This is a genomic window from Halopelagius fulvigenes, assembly GCF_055398025.1.
The window spans coordinates 745,125-770,276 of sequence record NZ_AP043846.1; the positions used below are offsets into that span (position 1 = coordinate 745,125).

A 25,152-nucleotide genomic window follows, 5' to 3' on the forward strand; every position below is an offset into this window, starting at 1 on the left:
GCGGGTGAGAGAAGGGCCGAACTCGCTTACTGGTCCATCTCGGATCGGAGCTGTCGGAGCGTCACTTCTCGCTCCGCGTGGGCGTTGTGCTGGTGGATGGACTCGTCGTTCGACTGCTTCATGCGGACGACGGCGTCGTCGTCCAAGTGGTCGAGGTCCGCCAGCACGTGGTCGGCCATCGATCGGACGCAGTCCTCGACGAACTTCGCGTTCGCGTGCGCCTCGTACGTCATGTGATCCTCGTCCGGGCGCTTTGCGAGGTTGTAGATGCGCGCGGACATCGAGTCGCGGGCGATGTCGATGAGGTCCATCAAGTCCACGTCGGGCGACCCCTCCGTCTCGACGGTGAGCGTCGCGTGCCCGCGTTGGGAGTGACCCGGTTGGGGCACCCGTTCGAGGAACTCCTCTATGGTGTCGTCGTCGACCGCCAAGTCCTGCAACACGTCGCGCGCGCGGGAGGCGGACATGCCCTGCGAACAGGGACAGACCGTCATCCCGGTCACTTCCGCGCCGATCTCCTCGCGGGTGCCGTCGTCGGTGGCGACGGCGCTGGCGATGATGGTCGCCGTCCCCTGCGTGGCGAGTCCGCTCGCGGGGGTGTCCTCCCGGAGGACGAGTTCGGCTGTCATGCGGACTTCGGCGGTGGAGGTGTACTCGTGCTTCGCGAGCAGTCGCTCCGCGGCGTCGCCGCACATGTCCTCGACGCGGTAGGCGGGTTCGGAGACGGCGGCTTCGAGCGTCTCGTCTATGACCTGCATGTTCCGGCTCATGTCGATTCCCTTCCGACCGCTCGGGAGGTCCACGAACACCTCGAACTCGGCCATCAGAACGAGCGGACGCTTGTCGTCGCGGGCGATTTTGACGAGTTTGTCTACCCCCGTGACGCCGACCTGACTCAGCCCCACGGTCACGTCGGGGCGGCTTGCCTGCACGTCAGGCAACTGGTGACTCATTGAGTGGACGGAAGGACGCGCCGCGATTAGTGCTTTCGCTTCAGGGACGGAGAGTACCGAAAGAACGGCGGTGAGGTCGCCGATATCGCCGGTATCGGTGACGGGCGGGCCGACTCAGGGCCAGTCGTCGCGCCCGTCGGACTCGAAGGGGTCCGGTTCGGGCGACTCGCTCGCGAGGGCCCACTCCGCGGCCTCCGCGGCCTGCGAAAGCGGGAGGTACTCCCACCCGGCGTCCTCGGCGACGGCTTCGTCCTCCTCGGAGGTGCCGACGAAGACGTGCCGGTCGGTGTCGAACTGCTGTTTGACGTTCTCCAGACTCTCCTCGACCCCGCGGGGCCCGGAGAAGAAGTCCTGCCGGATGCGGTGCTTTCGCGTGAAGTTGGTCACCACGTACGTGGGTTTCTCGCTGACGACGCCGACGTACTCGGTCCACTGACGGGCGTCGTTGAAGACGGCGTTCGGGTCCGCGAGCGATTTCAACGCCTCCAACTCGAACGCGAGCGTCATGTCCGTGCTGCCGCCACCATCCATACGTACTCCTCCTCGCGTCTGTCGCAAAACGCCTTCGGTTGCTCCGACGTCCGCCGGTCGGAGCGAACGGCGCGCTCACACCACGCGGTAGTACTCGGTGTACCGGACCACGTCGCCGCGTTCGAGGTCCGACGCCGCCGCGACGTCGGCGGCGTCCCCGGAGACGAACGCTCGCTGCGCGGACTCCGACAGTTGGTCGAAGTCCCGCACCCGCGCGTCCGCCTCGATGCTCTCGGGAGCGATAGCGACCACGTCCGAACGGTCTGCGCTGCCGTCGGACGCTCCGTCTCGCGCCGTCTGTGACATATGGTATCAATGAACATGCATCGGAGATAAATGTTGCGGAAGTGCGGACGGTCGAAGCGAGAGATTCGGCGACGGGATGGGGAAGGAGCGAGGGTGAACGGGAGCGAGGAAGGGAGAAGGAGGACGAGAGCGAGGCCGCTAAGAGAGAGCGGTAGAGAGTCGACGGGCGAGGGCGGAGTTACTCCGCCGGGGCCTCTTCGAGTTCGAGTTCGTCGAGATCGAACTGCTGTTGCATGAGGACGTCCTTCTGGTCGGCGACGACGCGTTCCTCGCGCATGAGCTTCTTGTACTTGCTCTGCGGCGAGAGGTCGCCGATGAGGACGCCGCCGACGATTTTGCCGTCCTTGAAGGCGAGACGCCGCCACTCGTCGTCGGAGTACTTCGCCTCGGCCTCGTCGTCGCCGATGGTCGGGTGACCGAACGAGAGGAACGGGAAGTCGAAGTGGGTGATGGAGTACGAGGAGACCCAGCGGAACTCCTCGGACTGCGGGTTCACCATGTTCTTGGCGGCGATGGTGCCCTGCTCCTTCGCGGAGCCCCACGCGCCGTTCTGCGCGCGGTCGCCGAGGATGACGTCGTGGAACTGCGTGATGTCGCCCGCGGCGTAGATGTCCTCGTCGCTCGTCTGCATGTACTCGTCGACGACGACGCCGTTGTCGCACTCCACGTCGGTCTCCTGCAGAATCTCGGTGTTGAAGTCGAGGCCGATGGCGATGCCGACGAAGTCGGCGTCGTAGCGGTCGCCGTTGGGGTCGACGGCGGCGGTGACGTGGCCGTCGTCGTCGACTTCGAAGTGGTCCACGCCGGACTCGAAGACGGGTTCGACGTTTCGCTCGCGGAGGGCGTCGTGGATTATCTCCGCGCCCCCCTCCGAGAGGGCGTAGCGCCACCACGCGTTCCCGCGCATCAGGTACTTGCCCTCGACGTCGTTCGCGGCGGTGATGGCCGCGAGGTCGATGCCGAGCAGACCCGCGCCGACGACGACGGAGTTGTCCGCACGTTGGATGTGCTCGCGGATACTCCGGGCGTCTTGGAACGTCCAGAAGTGGTGAATACCCTCGGCGTCGGAGTTATCGACCGGAAGCTGCGTCGGCGTCCCGCCCGTCGAGTAGAGGAGCTTGTCGTACGAAATCTCCTCGCCCTCGTGGGTCGTGACGGTGTGGGCGTCGGGGTCGACGTCCACCACGAGCGTGTTGAGTCGGAGGTCGATGTCGCGCTCTTCGTACCACTCCTCTTCGTGGATGGAGATCGGTGCCTCGGGCAACTTGCCCTTCGCGAACTCTTTGATGAGAATCCGATTGTACAGGGCCTCGCCCTCGTCCGTGATGACGATGATGTCGGCGTCGGGTTCCTCCTCCCGGAGGGTCTCTGCGGCGGAACTCCCCGCAATCCCGTCGCCAATAATCACGTACGACTGGGTCATATTCGGATGATTTGAGGCCGGGGTTAATGTGGGTTGCTATCCGTTCATATCCGTGCACTACCGAACGGGCGGCGCTCGTCGCCCGAGAGGCCGGCCGGCGACCGCTCGTCGGTTCCCTGCCGGCCGCGCGGCGGGGTCCGACTCCGCGTCTCGATACGTCGCGCGGACGAGTGCGCACACGTTGGCTTGAAGAGTTCCCGGTCCTAACCCCCGACAACGATGAAGATACGCCAGAACGTCCGCCACTTCGCCGCGAAGAAGGCGCTGACGATGCCCGTCGTCGGCGACATCGCGACGGAGAAACTCGTGAACATGCACGTCAGAATCTTCGGCGAGAAGGCGGACCCGGAACACCGCGAGGAACGCGAACCGCGGATGGAGGCGTTCTTCGACTGCACGTTCGACACGTACGTCCGCGCCCTCGAAGAGGGGTACACCGAGGCGGAGGCCCGCGAGATAACCCACATCCAGTCGAACTTCGACTTCTACAACCACGGCTGGACCGAGATGATGGAGTTCCCCGCGGACGAACTGGAGGACCACTACGAACGCTACCGCGACTTCTTCGAGCGGTACGATATCGACATCGCGGACCCCCTCGGCGACTTCCGCACCCGGGAGATTCCCGACGCGCCCTCGACGCCCGAGAGGCTCGAAAACCCCGAACACCCCCACGCCGAGGGCGGATTCGCCGACGACGTGTACGTCGAAGACGAGTCCGGCGAGGTGCACGTCGGCGGGCGGGAGGAACCCGAGGACGTGGACGTGAGCGCCGCGCCCGGCGTGCGCGACGGGGACGAAGAGACGGCCTGACGCCCCGCTTCTCGGTTCAGTCGTCGGCCGGGGCGTGCGCGCCGCGTTCGACGACGCTGCTTTTCCACGTGCCGCGCGTGAACCACGCCGCCGCCAGCACCGCCGCCGCGACGTTCGAGACGGCGATGCCGTACCAGACGCCCGTCGGGCCCATCGAGAGGAACTCGACGAGCACGTACGAGACGGGGAGGCGGAGCACCCAAAGCGAGACGAGCGAGAACGCCATCGCCGTGCGGGTCGAACCGCTTCCGCGGAAGCCGCCGTTGACCACGTTGAACACCCCGAGGAAGAGGAACGTCGGGCCGATGATGCGGAGGTAGTCCGCGCCGATGGCGATGACCGCCTCCTCGCCGGGGATGAACGCCGCGACGATGGGTTCCGCGAACAGGTACGCCGCCGCGGAGACGAACACGAGGACGGCGGCGATGACGCCGGCGGAGACGTGGACGGCGCGTTCGGCGCGGTCGGACTGTCCCGCCCCGAGGTTCTGGCCCACGACGGTCGAGGTGCCCTGCGCGAGGCCGATGGCCGGGAGGAACACGAGCGAGTTGAGGCGGTTCCCGATGCCGAACGCGGCGACGACGGTCGCCGTATCGACGCCCGCGGCGGCGGTGCCGGCGTACGCCACGAGGGCGGTGAGCACCGTGACGCCGAGGGCGCGGGTGGACTGCTCGACGCTCGACGGCGCGCCGATGCGGACTATCTTCTCGACCGTCTCCCGTTCGGGCAGGAGGTCAGCGGGCGAGATGTCGATGCCGACGCGCCCGGAGAACAGGAGGGCGAAGCCGACGCTCGCGCCCAACGCGCGGGAGAACACCGTCGCGACGGCGGCACCCTGCACGCCGAACCCGGCGAACCCCGTCGCGGCGAACAGCGACGCGCCGAGAGACTCCAGTCCGAGGACGCCGAACACGGGGTTCGCGTCGAACCCGAGGATGAGGAACGGGTCAAGGACGACGTTGACGACGACGCCGAACGCCATCAGGTACATCGGCGTCTTGGTGTCGCCCCACCCGCGCAGCAGCGCCTGAAACATGAAGAATCCGAACATGAAGGCGACGCCGAGGAAGATGGTCCGCGTGTACTCCACGGAGAGTTCGTGTACCGTCGTGCCCGGCGTCGTCCCGATGAGGGGCAGGAGCGTCGGCGTCAGTAGGTAGCCGAGGGCGGCGAACCCCGCCGACAGCAGGATGACGAACCCGAGGGTCTGGGCGGCGACGTGGTTCACCTCGTCGTGGTTGCCCGCGCCCTTGTTCTGGGCGACGAGCACCGTCCCGGCGACGGTGAACCCGCCGCCGAACGAGATCATGAGGAAGACGAGGGGCCACGAGAACGAGAGCGCGGACACCGCCTCGGAGCCGATGCGACCGACCCAGAAGGTGTCCGCGAGGTTGTACGCCACCTGCATCAACTGCGAGAGCACGATGGGGAGCGAGAGCACCAGCATCGGCTTCACGAGGTCGCCGTCCGTCAGGTTCACGTCGCGGTGACTCACTCGGCGTCACGCTCCGCGTCCCCGTCGACCAGAAGCGACGAGAGGACGAACTCATCGAGGGCCGCCGCGGTTTCCGCCGGCGCGTCGTCGTCGCCGAGGGTCACGTGGAAACTCCGCGCCCCGTCGAGGGAGTACAGAAGCAGGCGCGCGGTCCTGTCGGGGTCCACCTCGCGGAAGACGCCCGCCTCGACGCCCTCGCGGATGACGTCCGCGAACCGGTCGCGGAGGGTGCGCATGTTCGTCTGCAACTGCTCGCGGTAGGCTTCCTCGTGGGGGGCGCGCATCCGGAGTTCCATCAGGGCGCGCCCGAACCGCGCGTACTCCTCGCCGTCGTCGTCGGGGAGGAGTCGTTCGACGAGGCTCCGCAACCGGTCGTCCGGACTCTCGCCTTCCGTCTCCTCGAACTTCTCTTCGAACCCGGCCAACAGGTGCGCGAGGAACGAGACCAGCAGATTCCGCTTCGTGTCGTAGTGGTAGTGGAGGAGCGACGTGCTCTTTCCGGCCTCGTCGGCGATGTCCCGCATCGTCAGCGAGGCGAACCCGTTGGCGCAGAGCGCCCGGTAGGTGGCCTCCATAACCTCCTCGTGGACGTCTCGCGGCGCGGGAGTGTCTCTGTCTTCGGTCACTAACTGACTAGTCAGTCAGGGAAGGGAAAAGCAGTTTCGGTTCCGCCCGCGCGAGGCGGCACCCGTCGTTACCGCTCCGTCGTCGCGTCGTCGTCCTCGACTTCGATTCGGTGGGGTTCGCTCTGCGTCTGTTCCGACTCGCCGCCGCCGCCGCTCGCGTTCACCGGCAGCTTCTGTCTGACCTCGTTGGCGAGGGACTCGACGCGGTGTCGGACGGTTCGGACCTCCTCTTCGAACTTCTGGACGTTCCGCTCGACGTAGTGGACTCGGTCGCGGGGGACGCGTCGGACCAGGTCGTTGCCCTCCTCGTCGGTCCCCGACATGAACGCCCAGTGGTCCTGCGCGTAGACGACCTGTTCGTTCGAGACGGTTACCTCCTTTTTCCCCTCCTCGGGGTGTTCGTAGACGATCGTCGCTTTCCCCGTCTCGACGGGTATCTCCGGGGCGTCGTCGTTGTCGCGACTCTCGGTGTCACTCATATGTGCCTAGAAGGTACCGACCACAGGGGCGTATGCTCTATGGCGGTTCTCGCAGAATGTCACGTCTCGAAGGTGATACGGCGGGGTGACGCCGTCGAGACTACTCGCGGCTTCCGCCGTCCGCGGCGGCCGAACTCGCCGAACTCCGTCTGCCGACCGATCCGCCGCCTCCCTCGCCGTCGCGCGCGCGTTTCTCGGCGATGCGGTCGGCGCACTCGTAGCCCGCGACGATGCCGCCGTTGAGGCTTCGCTCGGGGTACTGCGCCTCGCTCGCCATCCCGGCGTAGTAGACGCCCTCGCCGACCTCCTCGCTCAGGTCGTACGGGACGACCAGATCGAGGTAGCCGCGCTCGTACACCGGCGCGGCGCGGGGGTTGCGGGCGACGCGGAACTCCGTGACCGAGGCGGGGTCGAACTCGGGGAACATGTCGGCGATCTCGTTCAGCCACACCCGCCGGAGTTCCTCGTCGTCCATCCGCCAGATGTCCTCCTGTTCGTCCTGCACGTAGGCGGCGACGTAGAGGAGGTGTTGCCCGCCGTATCGCTCCTTCGGGACGAAGTTCGTGTGTTCGATGAGCGCGCCGAACGGCGCGTCGTGGGCCACGTTCAGCCAGTAGGTGTCCATCAGCGACTCCTCCATGGTCACGAGGCCGCAGACCGCGCCTTGGAAGTCGATGTCGCACTCGTAGCCGGTGAGTCCTTCGAGGACGTTCGGCATCGCGGCGACGACGACGTCGTCCACCTCGCGCGTCTCCGCCGCCTCGCCCGTCCCGACGGTCAACGACTCCACCCCGTCGTCGCCCATCGAGAGGCCCGTCACCGGCGCGTCGGTGGTGATGTTCTCGCGGCCGACGGCCTCGACGAGGGCGTCCAAGAGGGGTCTGAACCCGCCGTCGAAGTAGCCGAGAATCTCGCCGCGCAGCAGGTCGCGTTCGCCGCGGAAGCGGACGCGGCCGAGGAACCACGCGGCCGACACGTCGTGCTTCCTGTCGCCGAACTTCCCGTCGAGCAGGGGGTCCACGAAGTTCTCGTAGACGCCGCGGGTGGTGTGTTCGACGACGAACTCCTCGATGCCGACGTGTTCGTACTCGCTCAGGTCGTCGTACGCGTCGAAGTCGGGGACGCCACCGCGGACGTCGATACCCTGCGTGAGCATCCCCAGCCTGAACTTGTCGTAGAGGCTCATGTGGGGGTAGGCGGCGATCTGCCACGCGGTGTCGAGGGGGTGGACGACGCCGTCCACGTAGTAGGCGTTCTTGCCGATGCGCCACTCCAAGTCGTCGCCGAGGCCGAGTTCCTCGGCGAGTTCGACGATGGTCTCCTCGGACTTCGAGAGGTGGTGGTAGAACTTCTCGATGTCGTCGCCCGGCGTCTCGTAGACGGCCGCGAGGCCGCCGACTTGGTCGGACGCCTCGAACACCTGAACCTCGTAGCCTCGCTTCCGCAGTCGGTAGGCCGCGGCGAGTCCCGCGATGCCGCCGCCGACGACGCCAATCATGCACCGGGCTACGAGGCGGCGGGAAAAGTCCCTTCCGTTCGTCCGCACTCGCTGCGTCGGACGGAAATCGAGTGACATCGAGCGGACCGTTTCTCCCGTCGTTCGCTACATTTTTATCCGCACTCTGGTAAGCCGTCTCCCATATGCGCACGGTCAGGGCACCCGCGACGAGCGCGAATCTCGGGAGCGGCTTCGACGTGTTCGGCGTCGCCCTCGACCGACCGGCGGACGTGGTCCGCGTGGAGAAAGCCGACGAGACGACGATAGAGGTGACGGGCGTCGGGAGCCAGTACATCCCCGAGGACCCCCGGAAGAACGTCGTCGGGGCCGTCGCGGATGCCCTCGACGCCCCCGCGCACATCCGCATCGACAAGGGCGTCCGCCCCTCCTCCGGACTCGGCTCCTCGGCGGCGAGTTCCGCGGCGGCGGCACTCGCCCTCAACGGACTGTACGACCGCGGCTACTCCCGACAGGAACTCGTCCCCATCGCCGCCGAGGGCGAAGCCGTCGTCTCCGGCGAGGCTCACTCGGACAACGTCGCGCCCGCGCTCTTGGGCGGGTTCACCGTCGCCCGCCACGGCGGGGTGACGGCGGTGGACGCCGAGATTCCGCTCGTCGCCTGCCTGCCCGAGATAGCCGTCTCGACGCGCGACGCACGGCGCGTCGTCCCCTCCCGGGCCGACATGGACGACGTGGTCCACACCGTCGGGTCGGCGGCGACGCTGGCGGTGGGGATGTGCCGGAGCGACCCCGAACTCGTCGGCGCGGGCATGGACGAACGCATCGTCACGCCCGCCCGCGCGGAGCTGATAAACGGCTACTACGACGTTCGTGACGCCGCCTTGGCGGCCGGCGCGACGGGCGTCACCGTCTCGGGTGCCGGGCCGTCGCTTCTGGCCGTCTGCGGCGGCGCCGACCGCGCCCGCGTCGCCAGCGCGATGCTCGACGCCTTCGAGGACGTGGGCGTGGACGCGCGCGCCTACCAGACGAGAGTCGGCGCCGGCGCGACGTTCCACTGACGCACGTCGCACCGGTCACGCCCTCTCGTCCTTCTGTCTCTCGACCCACAGCGCCCCGTCTCCGGCTATCTGGTCCCCCGGAAACGGACGGCCGTCGATGGGAATCGAACGCCGAGTCGGAAGGAGCGGTGGAGGTGTCGCGTCCGTTGGCCGCGGACGCGTTCGCCGATTTCGTCGGTTCGGAACCCATCGTAATTATCGAATCGTAAATATCCCGCCCCTCTTATTCGTTCTCGCGCAAACCCACCCCATCACTTTTCAGTTGTCGGATGCAAGTGTGTGGTATGGCATCCCGTAACAACGGTTCGACGCCGTTTGAACGCTTGAAGAACCGCTACGACAGAGATATGGTGTGTCCCGAGTGCGGATACGACGACGACGAGGGGGAGTGGCTCTCGGAGACCGACGGCAGACGAATCGTCTATCAGCACATCTGCCCGTCGTGTGGGAAGGTCCGCCAGTCCAGTTACACGCTCGGCCGCTAGTGGATTTTTCGCGCGGCGCGACCGTTCGCCGGACTGAATCGGCGAACGGTCACCGGTGACGAGTCGAACGCTGCTCGCAGCGACCGCGTGGAACCCGGTTCGTTCGCGTCGACCGTTTCGAAGCGTCGATACCCGTCGGTGACGAAACCGACGCGAACGAACGAGAGACGGGGGTGAAAAACCGACGGCGAGTATCGACGGAGAGGGTACGCAGAGCGTTCAGACGCCGCGACCCTGCAGTCGCTCTTCTTCGGGGATGTCGGCGTTGGCCTCGCCCTTCATGCCCTTGCCGATGCCGGAGGCGATGGAGGCGAGCGTCTCGGGGTCGTCCCAGTTGTTGACCGCCTCGACGATGGCCTCGCCCATCCGTTCGGGGTCCTCCGCGCCGAAGATGCCCGATCCGACGAAGATGCCGTCGCAGTCGTGGTACATCATGAGGGCGGCGTCGGCGGGCGTGGCGATGCCGCCGGCCGCGAAGTTGACGACCGGGAGGCGGCCCATCTCGGCCGTCTCGTGGACGAGTTCCGCGGGCGCTTCGTTCTCGCGGGCCCACTTCTCGCGCTCTTGGTGGCTCATCCCTTCGAGTTTGCGGATGGAGCCCTTGATGTTGCGCTGGTGGTGGACGGCCTGGTTCACGTCGCCCGTGCCGGCCTCGCCCTTCGTCCGAATCATCGCCGCGCCTTCGTTGATGCGGCGGAGGGCCTCGCCGAGGTTGCGCGCGCCGCAGACGAACGGCGCGGTGAACTCGCGCTTGTCGATGTGGTAACGGTCGTCGGCCATCGTGAGCACCTCGCTCTCGTCTATCATGTCCACGCCGACGGCCTCCAGAATCTGCGCTTCGGTGTAGTGGCCGATTCGGGCCTTCCCCATCACCGGGATGGAGACGGCGTCGATTATCTCCTCGACCTTCTGCGGGTCCGCCATGCGCGATACGCCGCCGCGCTTGCGGATGTCGGCTGGGACGGCCTCCAGCGCCATGACGGCCACCGCGCCGGCCTCCTCGGCTATCCGTGCCTGTTCGGCGTTCACGACGTCCATGATGACGCCGCCTTTCTGCATCTGCGCGAACCCGCGCTTGACGAGGTCAGTTCCCCGGCGGAGTTCCTCCAAATCAGTCTCCTCGGCCATGCTCGGTGCTTACGGGCGAACGCACTTAAGGGCAACCAGTCCGGCCAAATCGCCCGAACGGCGGCCGAACGCCCCGGGATGGACGGGTACGCGAACCGTGAGGATGAACCGGCATCCATTTGAACGGACCGGCCGTGCCGTGAGTCATGGTTTCGTTTTCCGGGCTCTGGAGACTCGTCTCCGGTGACGACGACGAACTCCCCGAACCTGACGGACTCCCGCGGTGGTTGGCACCGCTTCCGCGGTGGTTGGAGAACGTCGGCCTCCGATTCGCGTGGGTCGTCGTCGCCGTCAACCTCCTCGGAACCGCCTTCGGCTTCTGGTACTACGGCTTCCACCCGATTCCGCTCTCGGGCCCGCTAATAACGTGGCAGTTCGCCGCCGAACCCCTCGTCATGTGGCCGTTCGTCCCCGACAGTCCGATGGCGACGCTGTTCATCGCCGGCGCGTTCGCCGCGTGGAAGCTCGACAGGCCGAACGAGTACCTCAACGCCCTCGCGTTCTTCGGGTGCTGGAAGCTCGGCCTTTGGACGCCGTTCGTCCTCGGGGCGTTCTCGGCCGCGTTCCTCCAGACGACGCTGCTTCCGATGTACGTCTTCCTGTTCGTCAGCCACCTCGCGATGGTCGTCGAGGCGTTCGTCCTGCACCGCGTTTCCGACTTCCCGGTGCGGGCCGTCGGCGTCGCCGTCGTCTGGTACGGCTTCAACGACGTGGTGGACTACTTCGTCCCCATCGTCGGCGAACCCCACCACACGTCGCTTCCCCTCCCCGACGCCACCCCCGTCGGCGAGACGACGGTTCTCCACATCGCCGCCGCCGCCGCGGTCGTCCTCACCATCGTGGCGACGTTCTTCGCCCTGAGCACGCGCGTGAAGAAGGTAGAATTAGAACTGGAACGGGAACGCGAACGCGAACGGGACTGACCCGGCGGCGTCGAACGCGGCGCTAGTAGCCCTTTCGGTGACAGACTTTTGACTCGCGGGACCAAACGACGAGCGATGAGCACCCTGTTCGACGCGGTGGCGGAGTTCCCCCTCGAAATCGAGGAGGTGGCGCGAACGCGCCGCGACCGTGACACGTCGAGCGGTTTCGTCCGGACGACGACCACGTTCCACCTCCGCGGAGGCGTTGACGAACGGCGTTCGTCAGCCCACCAGACGCAGTCTGGTGACGGCGCGGAGGGCCGCGGCGAGGACGTGACCTACGACACTGAGGACCACGACGCCCTCGAAGACGCGCCCGAGGACCCCTTCGACATCGTCGGCGAGTACGAGTCGTTCGCGGAGTTCTCGGACTCCCTCGACGACGCCGACCTGTTCCCAACCGGCGGTCCCGAACGGGAGGCGAGCGAACGCTACCGCCGGTGGGCCGTGGAGTCGGCGGGGTTGGACCTCGCACTGCGGCAGAACGACCGTTCGCTGTCGGACGTTCTCGACGTCGACCCCGACCCGGTTCGGTTCGTCGTCAGCACGAGCCTCGGCGACCCGCCGTCGCGCACCCGCGTCGAGTCGATACTGAGCGAGTACCCCGGTACGGAGTTCAAACTCGACCCGACGACGGAGTGGTCCGAGAACGTCGTCGAATCGTTGGCCACGACGGCGGCCGTCCGCATTCTCGACCTGAAGGGCCACTACGCCGGCACCGACGTACAGCAAGAACCCGACCCGCAACTGTACAGAATCGTGCTCTCGGGGTTCCCCGAGGCCGTCGTGGAGGATCCGGGCATCACCGACGACACCCGGTCGCTGTTCGAGGGCGAGGAGGGGCGCGTCTCGTGGGACGCCCCCGTGACGGGCGTCGAATCCATCGAGGACCTCCCCTTCGAACCGTCGTGGCTGAACGTCAAGCCCTCGCGGTTCGGAACGGTCAAGTCCCTGTTCGAGACCATCGAGTACGCCCGAGAGGAGGAGATAACGCTCTACGGCGGCGGCCAGTTCGAACTCGGCGTCGGACGCCAGCACATCCAACTTCTGGCGTCGCTCTTCTACCCCGACGGCCCGAACGACGTGGCCCCCGGCGGCTACAACGACCCCGAGATACCCGACGGACTGCCCACGAGTCCCCTCGACGCGCCGGAGAACGAAATCGGGCTGAAGTGGTCCTGAGGGGGAGAACTCACCCTTCGAGCACGTCCTCGGAGTCGGCGTGGGCGCGGACCCACAGTTCGCCGATGCGCGAGAGTCTCGTCCGGTAGGACTTCCCGCGTTCCTCCTGTTCGATGTAGCCCTTCCCGCCGGGTCCGAGGCGGTCCACGTTGTAGATGACCTTCGACCGGAAGGAGTCGGTGTACTCCTCGTTCATGTCGCGGGCGAGTCGTTCCGCGAGTTCCGAGACGGAGGCGAACTCGCCGTGTTCGCCGAGTGCGAAGAGGATGACCTCCTCGAACGGCTTGACGTTCGAGAAGGAGGCGACCGGCAGTTCGACGATGTGGTTCCCCTCTATCTGCTTCGCGCCGATGGTCGTCCCGCGTTCGTCGAACTCTTCGAGGAGGTCCGACGCCGTCTCGAACCGCTCTCTGATTCGCTCGTCCGCGACGTCCTCGCCGCTCAACAGGTCGTCCAGCAGGTCGCGGCCCGCCCTGAGTTCCTCGGCCAGTTCGCTCTCTAAGTACTTCTCGGGGGCGGTGTAGTAGGTGTGGATGCGGTCTCTGTCCTCCTGCCGTTCGACCATGATGGAGTGGGCGGCGGTGGCGAACGCGAAGGAGACGGGGCGGGGCATCGCGCTGACGTTCACCCACACCTCGCCGGAGTCGCTGTCGTCTAACTCGGCGTTGATGAGGTCGTACGCCTGCTCGAAGGCGGCGTCGTAGTCGTACACGTCGTCCAGTACGACGCGTTCCGTCTCCGCGCCCAGCAGGTTCCTGAAGTCCTTCTCCAGTTTCCCCGAGAGGCGGCGGGAGTACTCGACGTTCGCCTCGCTCCCCACCGCGCCCTCCAACAGGATGACCCGGTCTACGTCCAACTGGTCGCGGATGAGAGGCGCGATGAGCCGGTCGTAGTCAAACCCGACCGGGACGATGTGGGTCTGCATACCTGATAGGGGGGCCTGGCGAGTATAAAAACCACCAGACTACGAGACGGTTGACGATCACAGAATGGGGCACTCAGACAAAATGATTATATGTAAAACAGCCTACAGGCCACAGAATATATCATTTCTGCAGGAGGTAGCAAGGAGTTGAAGACTAAACCCCATCACGAGGAATGATAGGCCGATTAGGAATGCCACCTGTGTAGCTTCCCCCTCTAATTCTCCTAGATACTGTGTTATCCACTGATCGACCATTGGTCTAGTTTCTATTGTTTCAGAATCATATTTGTCAAGGGGAATTATATCATCCTTCCCATAGTCTCCGTCTGGAGACCAATTCGGCTTTTCCATGAGAAACTGGACGCCACTACCAAACCTGTTAGATGGAACTGCCCTTATTAGATCGGGTATATCCTCTATATCTGCCCTTTGACTGCAGATATGAACGATCTCCCTGAATCCTTCATCACCCCTCTGGAGCCTTCTATTCTCAAATAGTGAATGACGTGCTTCTTTGATTTGGTCTATCCGTCTCGTGGGAACGAACGCTCCTTTAACCACTGGTAGCTCTGGAAAGAGGACTAGAGAAGCACCAATTAGATCTAAAAGTAGACCCTCAAGGGTTGCACCGGTAGTCCAAATCTCGTTAGGAGCCATTTGCCAGAAAGTCGGAAGTAGGCAAAAATTAAAGAGTAGTAAAATTGCTAAGCAGATCGGTACTCCCGCTAGATATCCTTTTCTCATCAATTACATCATGAACTAATTTTACTTATAATTTGCATCGGTTGAGATCTCCATACACTATCTAAATGATAGCACAGGATATTCATCTGCTATTAACACGAGTAGACATTCTAAAATCACACGGCCAACAGAACCGCCGTGTAGCCGACCAACCCCGCCGCGAACGCCCAAAAGCGGCTCTGTCGCTCCTCGGGGAGTTCCTCCTTTATCACGTTCAGAATCACGCCGCCCGCGAGGAACGCCAGCAGGAGACTGGGCAGAACCTCGGGGACGGCGACGAGAGAGCCCACGAGGAACCCAAGTAGGACGGACCCCGCGAGAAGCCACCGCCCGACGCGCGTGTACGCCTCCCGGTGGTGTTCGTGCAGGCCGTAGTCGTTCACGACGAAGTGGAGCGCCATCGCCGTGAAGTAAAAGAGCAGGTTCAGGAGGCCCGTCTCCTCGCGGTGGAGGAGGAGGTAGCCGACGAGGCCGTTGTACGCCGAGAACGACCCGAGGTGTATCCAGAAGACGCTCGCGGGGGTTCGCGTCTCCGCGTCGCCGAGAACCTCGTCCCCGTCCGTCTCGCGGCGCGACCGGGCGGCGAGTCGTTCGAGGGCGTAGAAGAGGGCGAACCCGGCGAGGGCGACGATGAAGAGCGAGAGTTCCCCGCCGGCCGCGGCTACGCCGGTGGCCGACTCGCCGCCGGCCATCTCCGCCTGTCGCGCCGTGATCTCGGGGAGGAGGTGGACGAACACGTACGCGATGGAGACGCCGCCGGCGAGGGAGAGCCACTGGCTCCGGGGGATGACTCAAAGCGAGCGAATCCGTCCGGCGACGACGTGCACCGCGGCCAACCCCGCCGCGAGGAGACCGACTCCGAGGACCATGCGGCAGACCTCGGCCGTCGGCACCGTCAATGCGGTGGCGGAATCGCTCGACGCCTACTCGAGGACGGAGACGTCGAGGTGGACGCCGCCGCGGAGGTAGTCCACGCCGATGAACAGGAGAACCGGGACGCTGGCGACGACGGTGATGGCGGTCACGAGGGTGTCCTCGCCGTGTGCGACCGTCGCCGCGCCGTTTACGAGCAGTCCGAGTGCGAGGGCCACGTCGCCGACGCCCGCGAAGACGTACCACGGGACGGGCGAGGGCCCAACCGCGGCCGACGCGCGGAGTCCGGCGAGGAGGACGACGACGCCCGCGACGGCGAAGCACGCCATCGACGCTACCGCGGAGGGCGTGGCGGGTGGACCGAACACGACGGTGAAGAGGGCGAGACCGAGGAGGACGACGACGCCGGGGACGAGGAACAGGCGGCGCTTCATGTCGGCTGGTCGGGAGTACGGCGGGGTGACTCTGCCGACGCGGGACGCTACTCGGCCAGTATCTCGTCGGTCGTCGCCACGGCGGCGAACTCCCCGCGGAGGTGCGCGAGGGCGGTTCGGTGCGTCGTCTCCGCGTCGTACCGTTCGCCGTCCGGCCCCGCGCGGTCGAACGTCGCCGTCGCGTCGGAGACGACGAGCGGCGAGAACCCGAGGTTCTCGGCCATCCGAGTCGTCGTCGAGACGCAGTGGTCGGTCGTGAGTCCGGCGACGACGAGGCGGTCGAACCCCCGTTCGCGGAGCCACGATTCGAGGCCGGTGCCGACGAACGCGCTGTTGACCCGCTTCGTGAACACCGGTTCGTCGGGGTCGGGTGCCGTCTCGGACTTCCACGCGAAGCCGTCGGCGTCGCGCCGAAGCGGCGAGTCCGCCTCCGTCGAGTCGTGCCGGACGTGGACGCGCGGCGCGTCTCGGGCGCGCCACGCGTCGAGGAGTCGCCCGGTATTTCTCTCCGCGTCGGGGTTGTTCCTCTCGCCCCACCGGGGGTCGTCGAATCCCGATTGGAAGTCCACGAGGACGAGAACGGCGTCGCCGTACTCCCGCGCGACGGACTCGTTCATGTCGGTGGGTCGGCGCAGGCGCAGTTTAACGTTCGGGAACGGCGGGACCCCACGACGGGAGAGGGGAGAGAGCGCTCGCGGTCGGTCTCAGTCCGCCCGCAGACCCACGGAGAAGCGGTCCGCGTCCTCGTCCACGGCGGCCGTCGTCAGCGCGGAGACGGAGACGGTGAGGACTAAAGAGAGGAGCATCCCCCAGAGGGCGTAGTCCCACGCGAAGTACGTCGCGCCCAGCACCGTCGCCCCGGCGACGGTCACCTCGGGGAGGAAGACGTGCGCGAGGTAGAACGCCTGTCCGCCGAGGACGCCGGCGAACATCCCCGCTCGCGTCGTGTTCGACCAGTAGAGCGCGACTATCACCGGGAACGCGAGTTGGGCGAACCCGCCGAACGCCGTGTCGCCCACCTCGACGAGCGTCCCCGGTCGAAAGAGGCTGGCGACGAACGTCAGCAGGGCGAACGCGACGACGCCGCCGCGGGCCACCCACGCCTCCCTGTCGTCCGTCGCGTCCGGGGCGACGAACGGGCGGTACAGGTCGCGGGTGAGGTACGACGACCCGGAGAGGAGCATCGAGTCCGACGACGACATCATCGCCGCCATCGCGCCGGCGACGACGAGGGCTGCGAACCACGCGGGCGTGTACTCGTTCAGGAGGACGGGGACGACGTTCGCGCCCTCGGGGACGGAGACGCCCAACCCGGCCGCCCACGACCCGAGCAGGAACGCCGGGACGAAAAGGAGGAGGACGAGTATCGGCCAGAGCGCGAACGACCGCTTCAGCACGCGGGCGTCCTTCGCCACGAAGAACCGCTGGTTTATCTGCGGGAACATGGTCACGCCGAAGGCGATGGTGACGGCGCTGGAAATCATCCACTGCGGCGAGTAGAGGCCGCCGCCGAGTGCGAGGAACTCCGGCTTCGCGGACGCCATCGACGCCGAGATGCTCCCGAGGCCGCCCGCCGCAGAGACGACCCAGACGACGGCCGCCCAGACGATAGAGAGCATGAAGACGCCCTGTAAGGTGTCCGTCCACGCGACGCCTCGGAGGCCCGCGAGGACGACGTACACGATCATGAACAGGGTGATGAGCGCCGCGCCCGCCCAGTAGGGAACTGCGCCGTTCGTCAGGCCGACGATGGCCTCGCCCGCGCCCATCTGCTGGAGCATCACGTACGGGAACAGCCAAAAGAGGCTGACGCCGGCGACGAGTGCGCGGAGGCGCTTCGACCCGAAGCGGTCCCCGAGCATCTCGCCGAGGGTCACGTACCCCCGGTTGCGGCCGATGAGCCACTGGCGGTAGCCGACGAGGTACCAGAGGATGGCGAAGAGAACGCCGTCCATCAGCCCCATCACGAGAATCCACTCCGGCCCGGCGGCGTACGCGAGGTTCGGCCCGCCGAAGAACGTGAACGCCGACAGCAGCGTCGCGAACGTCGTGAACAGGAGGACGACGGTGCCGAGCGACCGACTGGCGAGGTAGTAGTCCTCCGCGTCGCGACTCGTCAAGCGGTACGCGAGTGCGCCCACGGCGACGGAGACGACGAGGTAGGCGCCGACGACGCCGAGTTGGACCGGCAGGTCCGTCCCCGCCATCTCAGCGCACCTCCCCCGTCTCCGTCGCCATCAGCCTGTCCCACGCGCCGAGCGAGAACGCGTAGAACGCCGCCGACGCGACGAGCATCCAGCCGATGTGCCACCACAACCACAGCGGAAGTCCGGCCCACGTCGTCGCGTCGCGCCACATGAACCACGGGACGGCGAACACGACCAACAGGGCGAACACCCCGTACCAGAGGTAATCCGTCTTCAACCCCGTCATTGGAACCGACTTGTTACCCTCTCGACCTAAATGTTATCGTTCGAGATTCGATTGCGCTAACCGAAGAGAAATATTCTTCGAAAGGGCGAGTCGGGGGGACACCGACTCCCACGGGGTATAAACGCGAGTCGGGCGACTGGACCGACATGCAGACCGCCGTCCAACTGTACACCCTTCGTTCGCTGGACGCCCCGCTCCCGGAAACCGTTCGCCGCGTCGCCGAGGCGGGGTTCGACGGCGTGGAGTTCGCCGGCCTCGGCGACGACGAGAGCGCGGTCGCCGACGCGCTTTCGGACACCGGTATCGCCGCCCCGTCCGCCCACGTCGGCATCGAAGCCCTCGAATCGGACCCCGCGGCCGCCGTCGAGACGTACGGCGCGTTGGGGACCGATTCGCTCGTCGTCCCCTACCTCGACCCCGAGCACTTCGCGGACGCCGACGCCGCCGACGAAACCGCCGCCCGCCTCGACGCCGTCGCCGGGGACGTTCTCGGCCTCGGCTACCACAACCACGAACACGAGTTCGTCGAGGTGGAGGGGGAGTACGCCCTCGAACGCGTCGTCGCCGACGCCGACGTGGCACTCGAACTCGACGCGGGGTGGGCCCACGCCGCCGGCGCGGACCCCGCTTCGCTCGTGGAACGGCACGCCGACCGAATCGACGTGCTCCACCTGAAGGACGTGGTCACGGACGCGGACGCGCCGCGCGGCGGCCGGCCCGTTGACCTCGGAGAGGGCGACGCCCCCCTCGACGCCGTTCTCGACGCCGCGCGGGAGGCGTCCGTCGAGTGGGTCGTCTTCGAACACGACGACCCCGACGACCCCCTGGAATCGCTCGAACGCGCGGCGTCGTGGTTGGCGGAGCGAGGACTGTAACGCCCGAACCGACGACTTCGCGCCCGCCGTCGGAACCGACCGCCGGCGACGCATCAACGACTCTCGAATCGCGTCGCCGGTACGATAGTTATTTGCCGACAGCGAACGAAATATAAGGGTGTCATCGGGCTTCCCATGACGTCATTCACATCATCAAACCTCGAAAGGGGGGTTCATCAATGGACGATACAGCAAAATATCTCATTCACGCCGCCATCACCGCCGACGGCGTCGTCGAACGTTCGGACGTCGTCGGCGCCATCTTCGGGCAGACCGAGGGTCTGCTGGGAGACGAACTCGACCTCCGCGACCTGCAGCAGTCGTCGAAAGTCGGTCGGATAGACGTACAGATAGAGAGCGAGAACGGCCAGTCGTTCGGGCGAGTCACGATAGCGACCAGTCTCGACAAGGTCGAGACGGCCATCCTCGCCGCATCGCTCGAAACCATCACGCGCGTCGGCCCCTGCCAAGCCGACGCCAGAATCACGGACATCGAGGACGTCCGCGAGGCGAAGCGACGGGAAGTCGTCGAACGCGCCAAGGAGCTCCTCGCGGAGTCGTTCGACGACACCGTGATGACCTCCACGGAGATTCTGGAGGAGGTCAGAGAGAGCGTCCGCGTCGAGGACATCACCGAGTACGAGGGCCTCCCCGCCGGACCGCGCGTCGTCGATTCGGACGCGATAATCGTCGTCGAGGGCCGCGCGGACGTCTTGACCCTCCTAAAGTACGGCATCAAGAACGCCGTCGCCGTCGAGGGGACGAACGTCCCCGCCGACGTGGCGGAGCTGACGCAGGACCGGACGGTCACCGCCTTCCTCGACGGCGACAGGGGCGGCGAGCTCATCCTGCGGGAACTGTCGCAGGTGGGCGACGTGGACTACGTCGCGTTCGCCCCCGAGGGCACGTCCGTCGAGGACTTACCCCGCCACGAGTTGATGTCCGTTCTCCGGAACAAGATCGCGTTCGAGATGCTCCCCGACGACGGGAACTTCCGGGACGCCGCGACCGACTCCGCGGCGGACGCCGGAGGTGGGGGGACGGACCCTCGGCAGGGGTCGCCGACGACTGAGTCGGCGACTCCCACCCCCGAGATGGGGTCCGACGGAGACGAGCGAGACGAGGAATCGACATCCGACGACGCCGACGACGCGCCCGCCGAACCCCCCTCGGAGGGCGGGACGCCCCCGGAGGGCGGCGGCGAGACGCCGGACGTGGCGGTGAACGTCGCCGACGCGGAGACGGGCGAGTCCGCCGCCGTGGTGGCGACCACCGCGCGTGACGCCCCGCCCGCCGATATCGGGGGCGGGACTGCGGACTCCGCGCCCGTCGAAGCGGTGACGACGGATGCGGCCGCCGACGCGGGGGCCGGAACCGCGACGAACGGCGTGGCGACGACCGCCGACGCGGCCGCCGGCGCGTCCGAATCGTCCCCCGACTCGCCGGCCGACGAGGGGGACGCGGCGGTCGAAGACGCCAAGAAGTCGCACCCGCCGTCCCTGCGCGACCACGTCCGGGCGGTCGTCGGCGATTCGACCGGGACGGTCCGCCTCCTCGACGACGAGTTGCGGACTGTCGCGGAAGCGCCCGCCGGAGACGCGTTCGACGCGGTCGAGAGCGCCGAATCCGCGCCGTACGCGGTCGTCCTCGACGACGAACTCTCGCAACGCGTCCTCGATGTGGTCGCGCAACGCGGCGTCAGTCACGCCGTCGCCGCGTCCACCGGCGAGTTCGTGAAGCGACCGGTCGGCGTCCGGGTCCTCGCCGCGTCGGACCTGTTGGCCGCCGCCGAGTGAGGGCGTCCGCCGCCCTCGCCGCGCCCGATGAGTTCTCTCAGACGGTTCGCTCGTAGACGAGTGCGTCGCCCGACTCGAAGAAGTCCCGACGCCGCCCGGCGACTTCGAACCCGTGCGCCTCGTAGAGCGACCGGGCCGCCCCGTTGTCGGGCGCGACGGTGACGGTGACCCGCGTACCGGGCGGTCGCTGTCGGAGGTACGCCGTCAGGAGGTCAGACGCGCGCCCCTCGCGGCGGCGGGCGGGGGCGACGACCACCTCCGCGACGTGGCCCTCGCCGTCGGAATCGACCGCGAGAAGGTAGCCCGCCGGCCGGTCCGCCGTTCCGTCGCCGTCGGCGGAGACGAGGAGCGTTCCGACGCCGCCCGCCGGGACCGCACCGCCCTCGTCGCCCGACGCCACCGAGGCGTCGAGGAGCGACGGCGACGGTTCCGCGAGGTGCGACTGGAGGGAGGAGAGCGCGGACCGGTCGGACGGGCGGGCCGGTCGGACGGGCATCAGACGAGTGCGGCGAGGGCGACGACGGTGCTGACGAGTGCGCCGACGACGGTGGCCGCGAAGTTCACCGCCTCGTTGCCGATGCGGTCGCCCTCCACCGTCGCGCCGAGGAGGCTATCGACGGTCATGCCGACGACGCCGCCGAGGAGGACGACCGACGCGCCCGCGAGCGCCACGTCCGAGAAGACGACGTAGGCGAAGGCGGCGACGATGCCCGCGCCGGCGACGCCGGCGAGTTCGCCCTGCCACGTCACGCCGCCGTCGGTGCCGGGCGCGACGGTTTCGAACGTCGTGATGAGGCGGGGGTTGTCGTACAGCCCGCCGATTTCCGAGGAGAGCGTGTCGCTCATCGCCGCCGCCAGCGACCCGGCGAAGGCGTACTGGAAGACGCTCGCGCCGACGGGAAGCCACGGACTCGCGGCGAACAGGACGACGGCGACGAGGGCGACGGCGGCGTTGCCGAGGACGTTGCCGGTGCCGCGCGCCCCGTCGTTGTCCTCGGCGACGCCGCGGTCCTTCTTCGCGTCGTACTTGAACTTCGCCGAGAGGCCGCCGATGGCGAAGAAGGAGATGAGGACGGCGAACCAGCCGAACCCGCCGAAGACGATGGTGAGAAGCCCGAGGAGGACGCCCGTCAGCATCCCCGGGACGGACGCCGTCCCCAGCGCGTACGAGACGTAGCCGAAGAAGACGGTGACGACCAGGGCGAGGGTGATTTCGACCGGCGCGACGGAGTCGGCGAGGAAGTCGAACAGCCACAGCAGGAGTCCCGCAGAGAGCATCACGAGCGGGTCGTCCTGCTCGAAGAGGACTTCGCGGACCAGCGCCGCGACGAGGGCGGCGGCCGCCGCGAGGAAGGCGAAGCGCGGGAGGAGAACCTCCGCGCCGACGTACGACGCGACGGCGGCCTGCGCGAGGACGCCCGCGAGGAAGCCGCCGAAGACGAAGCCGGCGGTGCCGAGGAACGGGTCGTCCGACGTCTCGGCGACCAGCTCCGCGCCGAGGTTGCCGTAGGCGAGGACGACGACGGCGGCGACGAACAGGTCCACCGGGAGGTCCATCACGGTGGCGAAGATAGCCAGTCCGGCCGCGGCGAGCGCGAACCCCGCGAGGCCGTTCAGCCGGCCGTCCTGTCGGTCTCCGGGTCGGGCGAACAGCTCGAACAGCGGACCGTCGGTGATGACGAACGCGGCGAACAGTGCGACGGCCGCGAACGGTGCGAACGCCGCACCGTTCAGCGCCGGCGCCGCCAGAGCCAGCGTCCCCACCACGGCGAACCCACCCGCTCGCCGAAGCGTCGAATGCACACCGTTCGATATCTCAGACTCGCACTTAACGCTCCCGACATTGCCCGTCTCCGTCTGACGGTTCCGGCGCGGCCGGGCGGCCGGGGCGACGGTTCGCCCGAATCGGTGGGATTTACTCGCGCCGCCACGGAGCATGCGGCGTGGGACTGTACGACCGGTACCTCGCCCTCCGCCACAGACGACACGAGTCCGACCCCCCGGAGCACGTCGCGGTGGTCATCACCGAACGCGACCTGTTGGAGCAGGGCGCGTACGACACGTTAGAGGAGTTCCTCGACTGGGCGTTCGAGTACGGCGCAGAACAGGTCACCGTCTCGGTGAGCGTCCTCGACGAAGCCGTCGTGCCGACGCTCGAACGGGAACTCACCGAGGTGCAGAGTCCGCGAACGCTCGCCGTCCGTGGGCCGGGCGACACGGAACGCGTCGATACGCCCGTGCAGGTGAGCATCGGCCTCGGCGGCAAACACGAGTTCGCCGAGGCCGTCCGCTCCATCGCCGCGGAAGTCGAAGCGGGGAGGCTCTCGCCCGACGACGTGGACGAGGAACACGTCGAGGAGCGACTCGTCTTCCCCGACGAACCCGACCTGGTGCTGAAGACCGGCGCGGAACGGCTCTCGGACTTCATGATATGGCAGTCCGTCTACTCGGAGCTGTACTTCACCGACGTGAACTGGCGGGACTTCAGGAAGCGGGACTACCTGCGGGCGGTGCTGGATTACCAGAACCGACAGCGGAGATTTGGTCGCTAAACCGAATCACGCCGGACCAAAGTCCAGCGGCGGTTCGGCCGGTAGGCCGAACGCTGTTGCGAGGGATGCGAGCAACAGAAATTCGGCCGTTAGGTCGAACTCCGTCGGTCCGTTCGCTTCGCTCGCCTCCCGACGGGTTACGCCGTCAGTCCGCGACTTCCTCGCCCTGACGCTCCAACTCCGCGGTGACCTGTTGCGCCCCCGCGGAGGACAACTGCTCCCGGAGGCGGCCCGCGACGGTGCGCGCCTCGGCGAGTTCCGTCTCGGCAACGGCGCGGACGAGGGCCACCGCGCGTTCCGACCGGGTGCGCTGCCACGACATCTCGCGGGACTCGTACGTCCGGAGGCCGCGGAGGAAGTCGGCCTTCGAGAACTCCGGCCAGTAGGGCGCACAGAAGTAGACGGCCGCCTCGTTGCCGTTGGCATGCCACGGGAGGAAGTTCGAGGTGCGCTCGTCGCCCCCGGTGCGGATGATGAGGTCCACGTCGCGGGCGGGTTGGCGGTACAACCGTTCGTCTATCTCCTCGATGCCGATGTCGTCGGACGAGAGGTCGCCGCGTTCGACGGCGCGGGCAACGTCGCGGGCCGCCCCAAGGAGTTCCGCGCGCCCGCCGTACGCGAGAGCGATGTTCAACCGGAAGCCGTCGTACTGGTTGGTTCGACTCTCGGCGTACTCGACGGCCTCCTGCATTCTGTCCGGGAGGAGGTCCACCTCACCGATGGCGGAGATTCGGACCTCGCCGTCGTGGACCCGGTCGGCGTCCGCGAACTCGTACAGTTTCGACTCGATGAGGTCGAAGAGCGCTTCGAGTTGGTCCTCGGGGCGGTCGAAGTTCTCCGTCGAGAAGGTGTACAGCGTGAGTTCCTCGACGCCGAGCTCGTCGCACCAGTTGAGGACCTGTTCGGTCGTCTTCGCGCCCTTCCTGTGGCCGTCGGACACGTCGTCTCCGCTCTTCCGCGCGTACCGTCGGTTCCCGTCTTGGATGATGGCGACGTGGTCGGGACCGTCCCCGACCTCTCGCCGGAGCATCTGCTCGTACGCGCTGGCGAACCGCCGACGAGCCCACTGCAACATATACGACGTACATCCGCCGCAAGAGGTATGTGTCTTTTCGTTGCCGTGAACTGTTTGCACGGGGACACGTCCCGGGGCGACCGTCGGGGTTGGCGGAAACCGCCACCCGTTTATCCCGGGACGACGAGTTTCGCCCATGACCGACGTCGTAGACGACGACCTCTACAAGCGCACGATGGCGCTCCTCGAACCGGGCGATATCGAACTCGTGGGCGCCATCGTCCACACCGACCTCGGCGGGCAGGAGGACTTGGAGATGCAGGAACTGACCGTCGACGCGAACGAAGTCATCGCGGCGCACGCCGGGAAGGGAGAGACGTACATCTACGCCGGCAACGACGACACGGACTTCGCCTCCAACCAGTTCCAAGGCCTGGCGCTGGACGACGAGGAGTTCGTCTGGGAGTGCCAGCAGTTACTCCGGAACGGGACGTTCGACATCGTATTCTACTACGAGGCCACCGCCGACCACGACGCCGTCGTCGAGGAACTCGAAGAACTGGCCCACGTCGAACGCGTGATGCCCGTCCCCTGAGACCGGACGTACACGGTTGACCGGGCTGAACCGGCCGTTAGACCCCCCG

The 25,152-nt window shown here is 66.9% G+C and carries 28 protein-coding genes; 9 read left to right on the forward strand and 19 right to left on the reverse strand.

Annotated elements, in window-relative coordinates; all coding sequences use genetic code 11:
- Window positions 1-26 precede the first annotated feature (26 nt).
- From mptA to ACZ522_RS08330, 4 genes are all read right to left on the reverse strand, one after another.
- A complete protein-coding gene (gene mptA, locus ACZ522_RS08315; RefSeq protein ID WP_379692992.1) occupies window positions 27-953 on the reverse strand; it encodes a GTP cyclohydrolase MptA in 927 nt (308 codons plus the stop codon).
- A gap of 114 nt (window positions 954-1,067) precedes the next feature.
- A complete protein-coding gene (locus ACZ522_RS08320) occupies window positions 1,068-1,484 on the reverse strand; it encodes a DUF7124 domain-containing protein (RefSeq protein WP_379692990.1) in 417 nt (138 codons plus the stop codon).
- 75 nt (window positions 1,485-1,559) lie between these two features.
- Window positions 1,560-1,790 (reverse strand): DUF7979 domain-containing protein, encoded by a 231-nt coding sequence (locus ACZ522_RS08325; protein WP_379692988.1) that lies wholly within the window; start codon window positions 1,788-1,790, stop codon window positions 1,560-1,562.
- 178 nt (window positions 1,791-1,968) lie between these two features.
- Window positions 1,969-3,213, reverse strand: a complete 1,245-nt coding sequence (locus tag ACZ522_RS08330; RefSeq protein ID WP_379692986.1) for an NAD(P)/FAD-dependent oxidoreductase — start codon at window positions 3,211-3,213, stop codon at window positions 1,969-1,971.
- Window positions 3,214-3,432: 219 nt separating this feature from the next.
- Between ACZ522_RS08330 and ACZ522_RS08335 the strand changes: the two genes are divergently transcribed.
- Window positions 3,433-4,026, forward strand: a complete 594-nt coding sequence (locus ACZ522_RS08335; RefSeq protein WP_379692984.1) for a DUF6149 family protein — start codon at window positions 3,433-3,435, stop codon at window positions 4,024-4,026.
- Between the two features lie 16 nt (window positions 4,027-4,042).
- On the opposite strand, the gene ACZ522_RS08340 is transcribed toward ACZ522_RS08335, so the two are convergent.
- The 4 genes from ACZ522_RS08340 to ACZ522_RS08355 all read right to left on the reverse strand — a co-directional run bounded on the left by ACZ522_RS08340 (window position 4,043) and on the right by ACZ522_RS08355 (window position 8,124).
- Window positions 4,043-5,473: an MATE family efflux transporter gene (locus ACZ522_RS08340; RefSeq protein ID WP_379694533.1), complete on the reverse strand. Its 1,431-nt coding sequence runs from the start codon at window positions 5,471-5,473 to the stop codon at window positions 4,043-4,045.
- A gap of 44 nt (window positions 5,474-5,517) precedes the next feature.
- On the reverse strand, window positions 5,518-6,096 hold the full coding sequence (locus ACZ522_RS08345) for a TetR/AcrR family transcriptional regulator (protein WP_379694530.1): 579 nt from the start codon (window positions 6,094-6,096) through the stop codon (window positions 5,518-5,520).
- Window positions 6,097-6,215: 119 nt separating this feature from the next.
- Window positions 6,216-6,626 (reverse strand): hypothetical protein, encoded by a 411-nt coding sequence (locus tag ACZ522_RS08350; RefSeq protein WP_379692982.1) that lies wholly within the window; start codon window positions 6,624-6,626, stop codon window positions 6,216-6,218.
- Between the two features lie 100 nt (window positions 6,627-6,726).
- Window positions 6,727-8,124, reverse strand: a complete 1,398-nt coding sequence (locus ACZ522_RS08355; RefSeq protein ID WP_379692980.1) for an NAD(P)/FAD-dependent oxidoreductase — start codon at window positions 8,122-8,124, stop codon at window positions 6,727-6,729.
- 143 nt (window positions 8,125-8,267) lie between these two features.
- On the opposite strand from ACZ522_RS08355, the gene ACZ522_RS08360 reads away from it, so the two are divergent.
- Together ACZ522_RS08360 and ACZ522_RS08365 are read left to right on the forward strand one after the other, a co-directional pair.
- Window positions 8,268-9,143 (forward strand): homoserine kinase, encoded by an 876-nt coding sequence (locus ACZ522_RS08360; RefSeq protein WP_379692978.1) that lies wholly within the window; start codon window positions 8,268-8,270, stop codon window positions 9,141-9,143.
- 284 nt (window positions 9,144-9,427) lie between these two features.
- The gene (locus ACZ522_RS08365; RefSeq protein WP_379692976.1) at window positions 9,428-9,628 is read left to right on the forward strand and encodes an HVO_0649 family zinc finger protein; all 201 of its coding nucleotides are present in this window, start codon (window positions 9,428-9,430) and stop codon (window positions 9,626-9,628) included.
- Window positions 9,629-9,847: 219 nt separating this feature from the next.
- Here the strand turns inward: ACZ522_RS08365 and pdxS are convergent, their stop codons facing one another.
- Entirely contained in the window at window positions 9,848-10,756 is a 909-nt protein-coding gene (gene pdxS / locus ACZ522_RS08370) for a pyridoxal 5'-phosphate synthase lyase subunit PdxS (RefSeq protein WP_379692974.1), read from the reverse strand.
- Window positions 10,757-10,902: 146 nt separating this feature from the next.
- Between pdxS and ACZ522_RS08375 the strand changes: the two genes are divergently transcribed.
- Both ACZ522_RS08375 and ACZ522_RS08380 read left to right on the forward strand, forming a co-directional pair.
- A complete protein-coding gene (locus ACZ522_RS08375; protein ID WP_379692972.1) occupies window positions 10,903-11,679 on the forward strand; it encodes a DUF1405 domain-containing protein in 777 nt (258 codons plus the stop codon).
- A 75-nt stretch (window positions 11,680-11,754) separates the two neighbouring features.
- Complete coding sequence (locus ACZ522_RS08380) at window positions 11,755-12,861, forward strand: hypothetical protein (RefSeq protein ID WP_379692970.1); 1,107 nt, start codon at window positions 11,755-11,757, stop codon at window positions 12,859-12,861.
- Between the two features lie 10 nt (window positions 12,862-12,871).
- On the opposite strand, the gene ACZ522_RS08385 is transcribed toward ACZ522_RS08380, so the two are convergent.
- From ACZ522_RS08385 to ACZ522_RS08415, 7 genes are all read right to left on the reverse strand, one after another.
- Complete coding sequence (locus ACZ522_RS08385) at window positions 12,872-13,786, reverse strand: HFX_2341 family transcriptional regulator (protein ID WP_379692968.1); 915 nt, start codon at window positions 13,784-13,786, stop codon at window positions 12,872-12,874.
- A gap of 102 nt (window positions 13,787-13,888) precedes the next feature.
- Window positions 13,889-14,443 carry a hypothetical protein gene (locus ACZ522_RS08390; RefSeq protein ID WP_379692966.1) on the reverse strand — a complete coding sequence of 185 codons (555 nt, stop codon included), beginning with the start codon at window positions 14,441-14,443 and terminating at the stop codon, window positions 13,889-13,891.
- 203 nt (window positions 14,444-14,646) lie between these two features.
- Window positions 14,647-15,267 carry a hypothetical protein gene (locus tag ACZ522_RS08395; protein ID WP_379692964.1) on the reverse strand — a complete coding sequence of 207 codons (621 nt, stop codon included), beginning with the start codon at window positions 15,265-15,267 and terminating at the stop codon, window positions 14,647-14,649.
- A gap of 186 nt (window positions 15,268-15,453) precedes the next feature.
- Window positions 15,454-15,837, reverse strand: a complete 384-nt coding sequence (locus tag ACZ522_RS08400) for a hypothetical protein (protein ID WP_379692962.1) — start codon at window positions 15,835-15,837, stop codon at window positions 15,454-15,456.
- Between the two features lie 47 nt (window positions 15,838-15,884).
- Window positions 15,885-16,454, reverse strand: a complete 570-nt coding sequence (locus ACZ522_RS08405) for a cysteine hydrolase family protein (RefSeq protein WP_379692960.1) — start codon at window positions 16,452-16,454, stop codon at window positions 15,885-15,887.
- A gap of 87 nt (window positions 16,455-16,541) precedes the next feature.
- Window positions 16,542-18,044 carry a sodium:solute symporter family protein gene (locus tag ACZ522_RS08410; RefSeq protein WP_379692958.1) on the reverse strand — a complete coding sequence of 501 codons (1,503 nt, stop codon included), beginning with the start codon at window positions 18,042-18,044 and terminating at the stop codon, window positions 16,542-16,544.
- A gap of 1 nt (window position 18,045) precedes the next feature.
- Window positions 18,046-18,270, reverse strand: coding sequence for a DUF3311 domain-containing protein (locus ACZ522_RS08415; RefSeq protein WP_379692955.1), 225 nt, complete (start codon window positions 18,268-18,270; stop codon window positions 18,046-18,048).
- A 146-nt stretch (window positions 18,271-18,416) separates the two neighbouring features.
- Between ACZ522_RS08415 and ACZ522_RS08420 the strand changes: the two genes are divergently transcribed.
- Both ACZ522_RS08420 and dnaG read left to right on the forward strand, forming a co-directional pair.
- Window positions 18,417-19,145 (forward strand): sugar phosphate isomerase/epimerase family protein, encoded by a 729-nt coding sequence (locus ACZ522_RS08420; protein ID WP_379692953.1) that lies wholly within the window; start codon window positions 18,417-18,419, stop codon window positions 19,143-19,145.
- A 179-nt stretch (window positions 19,146-19,324) separates the two neighbouring features.
- Window positions 19,325-20,941, forward strand: a complete 1,617-nt coding sequence (gene dnaG, locus ACZ522_RS08425) for a DNA primase DnaG (RefSeq protein WP_379692951.1) — start codon at window positions 19,325-19,327, stop codon at window positions 20,939-20,941.
- 37 nt (window positions 20,942-20,978) lie between these two features.
- On the opposite strand, the gene ACZ522_RS08430 is transcribed toward dnaG, so the two are convergent.
- On the reverse strand, window positions 20,979-21,437 hold the full coding sequence (locus ACZ522_RS08430) for a GNAT family N-acetyltransferase (RefSeq protein ID WP_379692949.1): 459 nt from the start codon (window positions 21,435-21,437) through the stop codon (window positions 20,979-20,981).
- Window positions 21,437-22,744 carry a DUF92 domain-containing protein gene (locus ACZ522_RS08435; RefSeq protein WP_379692947.1) on the reverse strand — a complete coding sequence of 436 codons (1,308 nt, stop codon included), beginning with the start codon at window positions 22,742-22,744 and terminating at the stop codon, window positions 21,437-21,439. The genes ACZ522_RS08430 and ACZ522_RS08435 overlap by 1 nt, the downstream gene beginning before the upstream one ends.
- A gap of 140 nt (window positions 22,745-22,884) precedes the next feature.
- Between ACZ522_RS08435 and ACZ522_RS08440 the strand changes: the two genes are divergently transcribed.
- Entirely contained in the window at window positions 22,885-23,493 is a 609-nt protein-coding gene (locus ACZ522_RS08440; protein WP_379692945.1) for an undecaprenyl diphosphate synthase family protein, read from the forward strand.
- A gap of 145 nt (window positions 23,494-23,638) precedes the next feature.
- Here the strand turns inward: ACZ522_RS08440 and uppS are convergent, their stop codons facing one another.
- On the reverse strand, window positions 23,639-24,568 hold the full coding sequence (gene uppS, locus ACZ522_RS08445; protein ID WP_379692943.1) for a polyprenyl diphosphate synthase: 930 nt from the start codon (window positions 24,566-24,568) through the stop codon (window positions 23,639-23,641).
- Window positions 24,569-24,704: 136 nt separating this feature from the next.
- Between uppS and ACZ522_RS08450 the strand changes: the two genes are divergently transcribed.
- Window positions 24,705-25,103: a DUF5778 family protein gene (locus ACZ522_RS08450; protein WP_379692941.1), complete on the forward strand. Its 399-nt coding sequence runs from the start codon at window positions 24,705-24,707 to the stop codon at window positions 25,101-25,103.
- Window positions 25,104-25,152: the final 49 nt, after the last annotated feature.

Coding starts and splice junctions, on each gene's coding strand:
- ACZ522_RS08385 (WP_379692968.1), bottom strand. CDS start 13,786: ATGCAGACCCACATCGTCCCGGTCGGGTTTGACTACGACCGGCTCATC.
- ACZ522_RS08335 (WP_379692984.1), top strand. CDS start 3,433: ATGAAGATACGCCAGAACGTCCGCCACTTCGCCGCGAAGAAGGCGCTG.
- ACZ522_RS08380 (WP_379692970.1), top strand. CDS start 11,755: ATGAGCACCCTGTTCGACGCGGTGGCGGAGTTCCCCCTCGAAATCGAG.
- pdxS (WP_379692974.1), bottom strand. CDS start 10,756: ATGGCCGAGGAGACTGATTTGGAGGAACTCCGCCGGGGAACTGACCTC.
- ACZ522_RS08360 (WP_379692978.1), top strand. CDS start 8,268: ATGCGCACGGTCAGGGCACCCGCGACGAGCGCGAATCTCGGGAGCGGC.
- ACZ522_RS08365 (WP_379692976.1), top strand. CDS start 9,428: ATGGCATCCCGTAACAACGGTTCGACGCCGTTTGAACGCTTGAAGAAC.
- ACZ522_RS08330 (WP_379692986.1), bottom strand. CDS start 3,213: ATGACCCAGTCGTACGTGATTATTGGCGACGGGATTGCGGGGAGTTCC.
- ACZ522_RS08420 (WP_379692953.1), top strand. CDS start 18,417: ATGCAGACCGCCGTCCAACTGTACACCCTTCGTTCGCTGGACGCCCCG.
- ACZ522_RS08450 (WP_379692941.1), top strand. CDS start 24,705: ATGACCGACGTCGTAGACGACGACCTCTACAAGCGCACGATGGCGCTC.
- ACZ522_RS08410 (WP_379692958.1), bottom strand. CDS start 18,044: ATGGCGGGGACGGACCTGCCGGTCCAACTCGGCGTCGTCGGCGCCTAC.
- ACZ522_RS08345 (WP_379694530.1), bottom strand. CDS start 6,096: ATGGAGGCCACCTACCGGGCGCTCTGCGCCAACGGGTTCGCCTCGCTG.
- uppS (WP_379692943.1), bottom strand. CDS start 24,568: ATGTTGCAGTGGGCTCGTCGGCGGTTCGCCAGCGCGTACGAGCAGATG.
- ACZ522_RS08355 (WP_379692980.1), bottom strand. CDS start 8,124: ATGATTGGCGTCGTCGGCGGCGGCATCGCGGGACTCGCCGCGGCCTAC.
- ACZ522_RS08430 (WP_379692949.1), bottom strand. CDS start 21,437: ATGCCCGTCCGACCGGCCCGCCCGTCCGACCGGTCCGCGCTCTCCTCC.
- ACZ522_RS08320 (WP_379692990.1), bottom strand. CDS start 1,484: ATGGATGGTGGCGGCAGCACGGACATGACGCTCGCGTTCGAGTTGGAG.
- ACZ522_RS08415 (WP_379692955.1), bottom strand. CDS start 18,270: ATGACGGGGTTGAAGACGGATTACCTCTGGTACGGGGTGTTCGCCCTG.
- ACZ522_RS08390 (WP_379692966.1), bottom strand. CDS start 14,443: ATGGCTCCTAACGAGATTTGGACTACCGGTGCAACCCTTGAGGGTCTA.
- ACZ522_RS08350 (WP_379692982.1), bottom strand. CDS start 6,626: ATGAGTGACACCGAGAGTCGCGACAACGACGACGCCCCGGAGATACCC.
- ACZ522_RS08340 (WP_379694533.1), bottom strand. CDS start 5,473: ATGCTGGTGCTCTCGCTCCCCATCGTGCTCTCGCAGTTGATGCAGGTG.
- mptA (WP_379692992.1), bottom strand. CDS start 953: ATGAGTCACCAGTTGCCTGACGTGCAGGCAAGCCGCCCCGACGTGACC.
- ACZ522_RS08400 (WP_379692962.1), bottom strand. CDS start 15,837: ATGAAGCGCCGCCTGTTCCTCGTCCCCGGCGTCGTCGTCCTCCTCGGT.
- dnaG (WP_379692951.1), top strand. CDS start 19,325: ATGGACGATACAGCAAAATATCTCATTCACGCCGCCATCACCGCCGAC.
- ACZ522_RS08325 (WP_379692988.1), bottom strand. CDS start 1,790: ATGTCACAGACGGCGCGAGACGGAGCGTCCGACGGCAGCGCAGACCGT.
- ACZ522_RS08375 (WP_379692972.1), top strand. CDS start 10,903: ATGGTTTCGTTTTCCGGGCTCTGGAGACTCGTCTCCGGTGACGACGAC.
- ACZ522_RS08405 (WP_379692960.1), bottom strand. CDS start 16,454: ATGAACGAGTCCGTCGCGCGGGAGTACGGCGACGCCGTTCTCGTCCTC.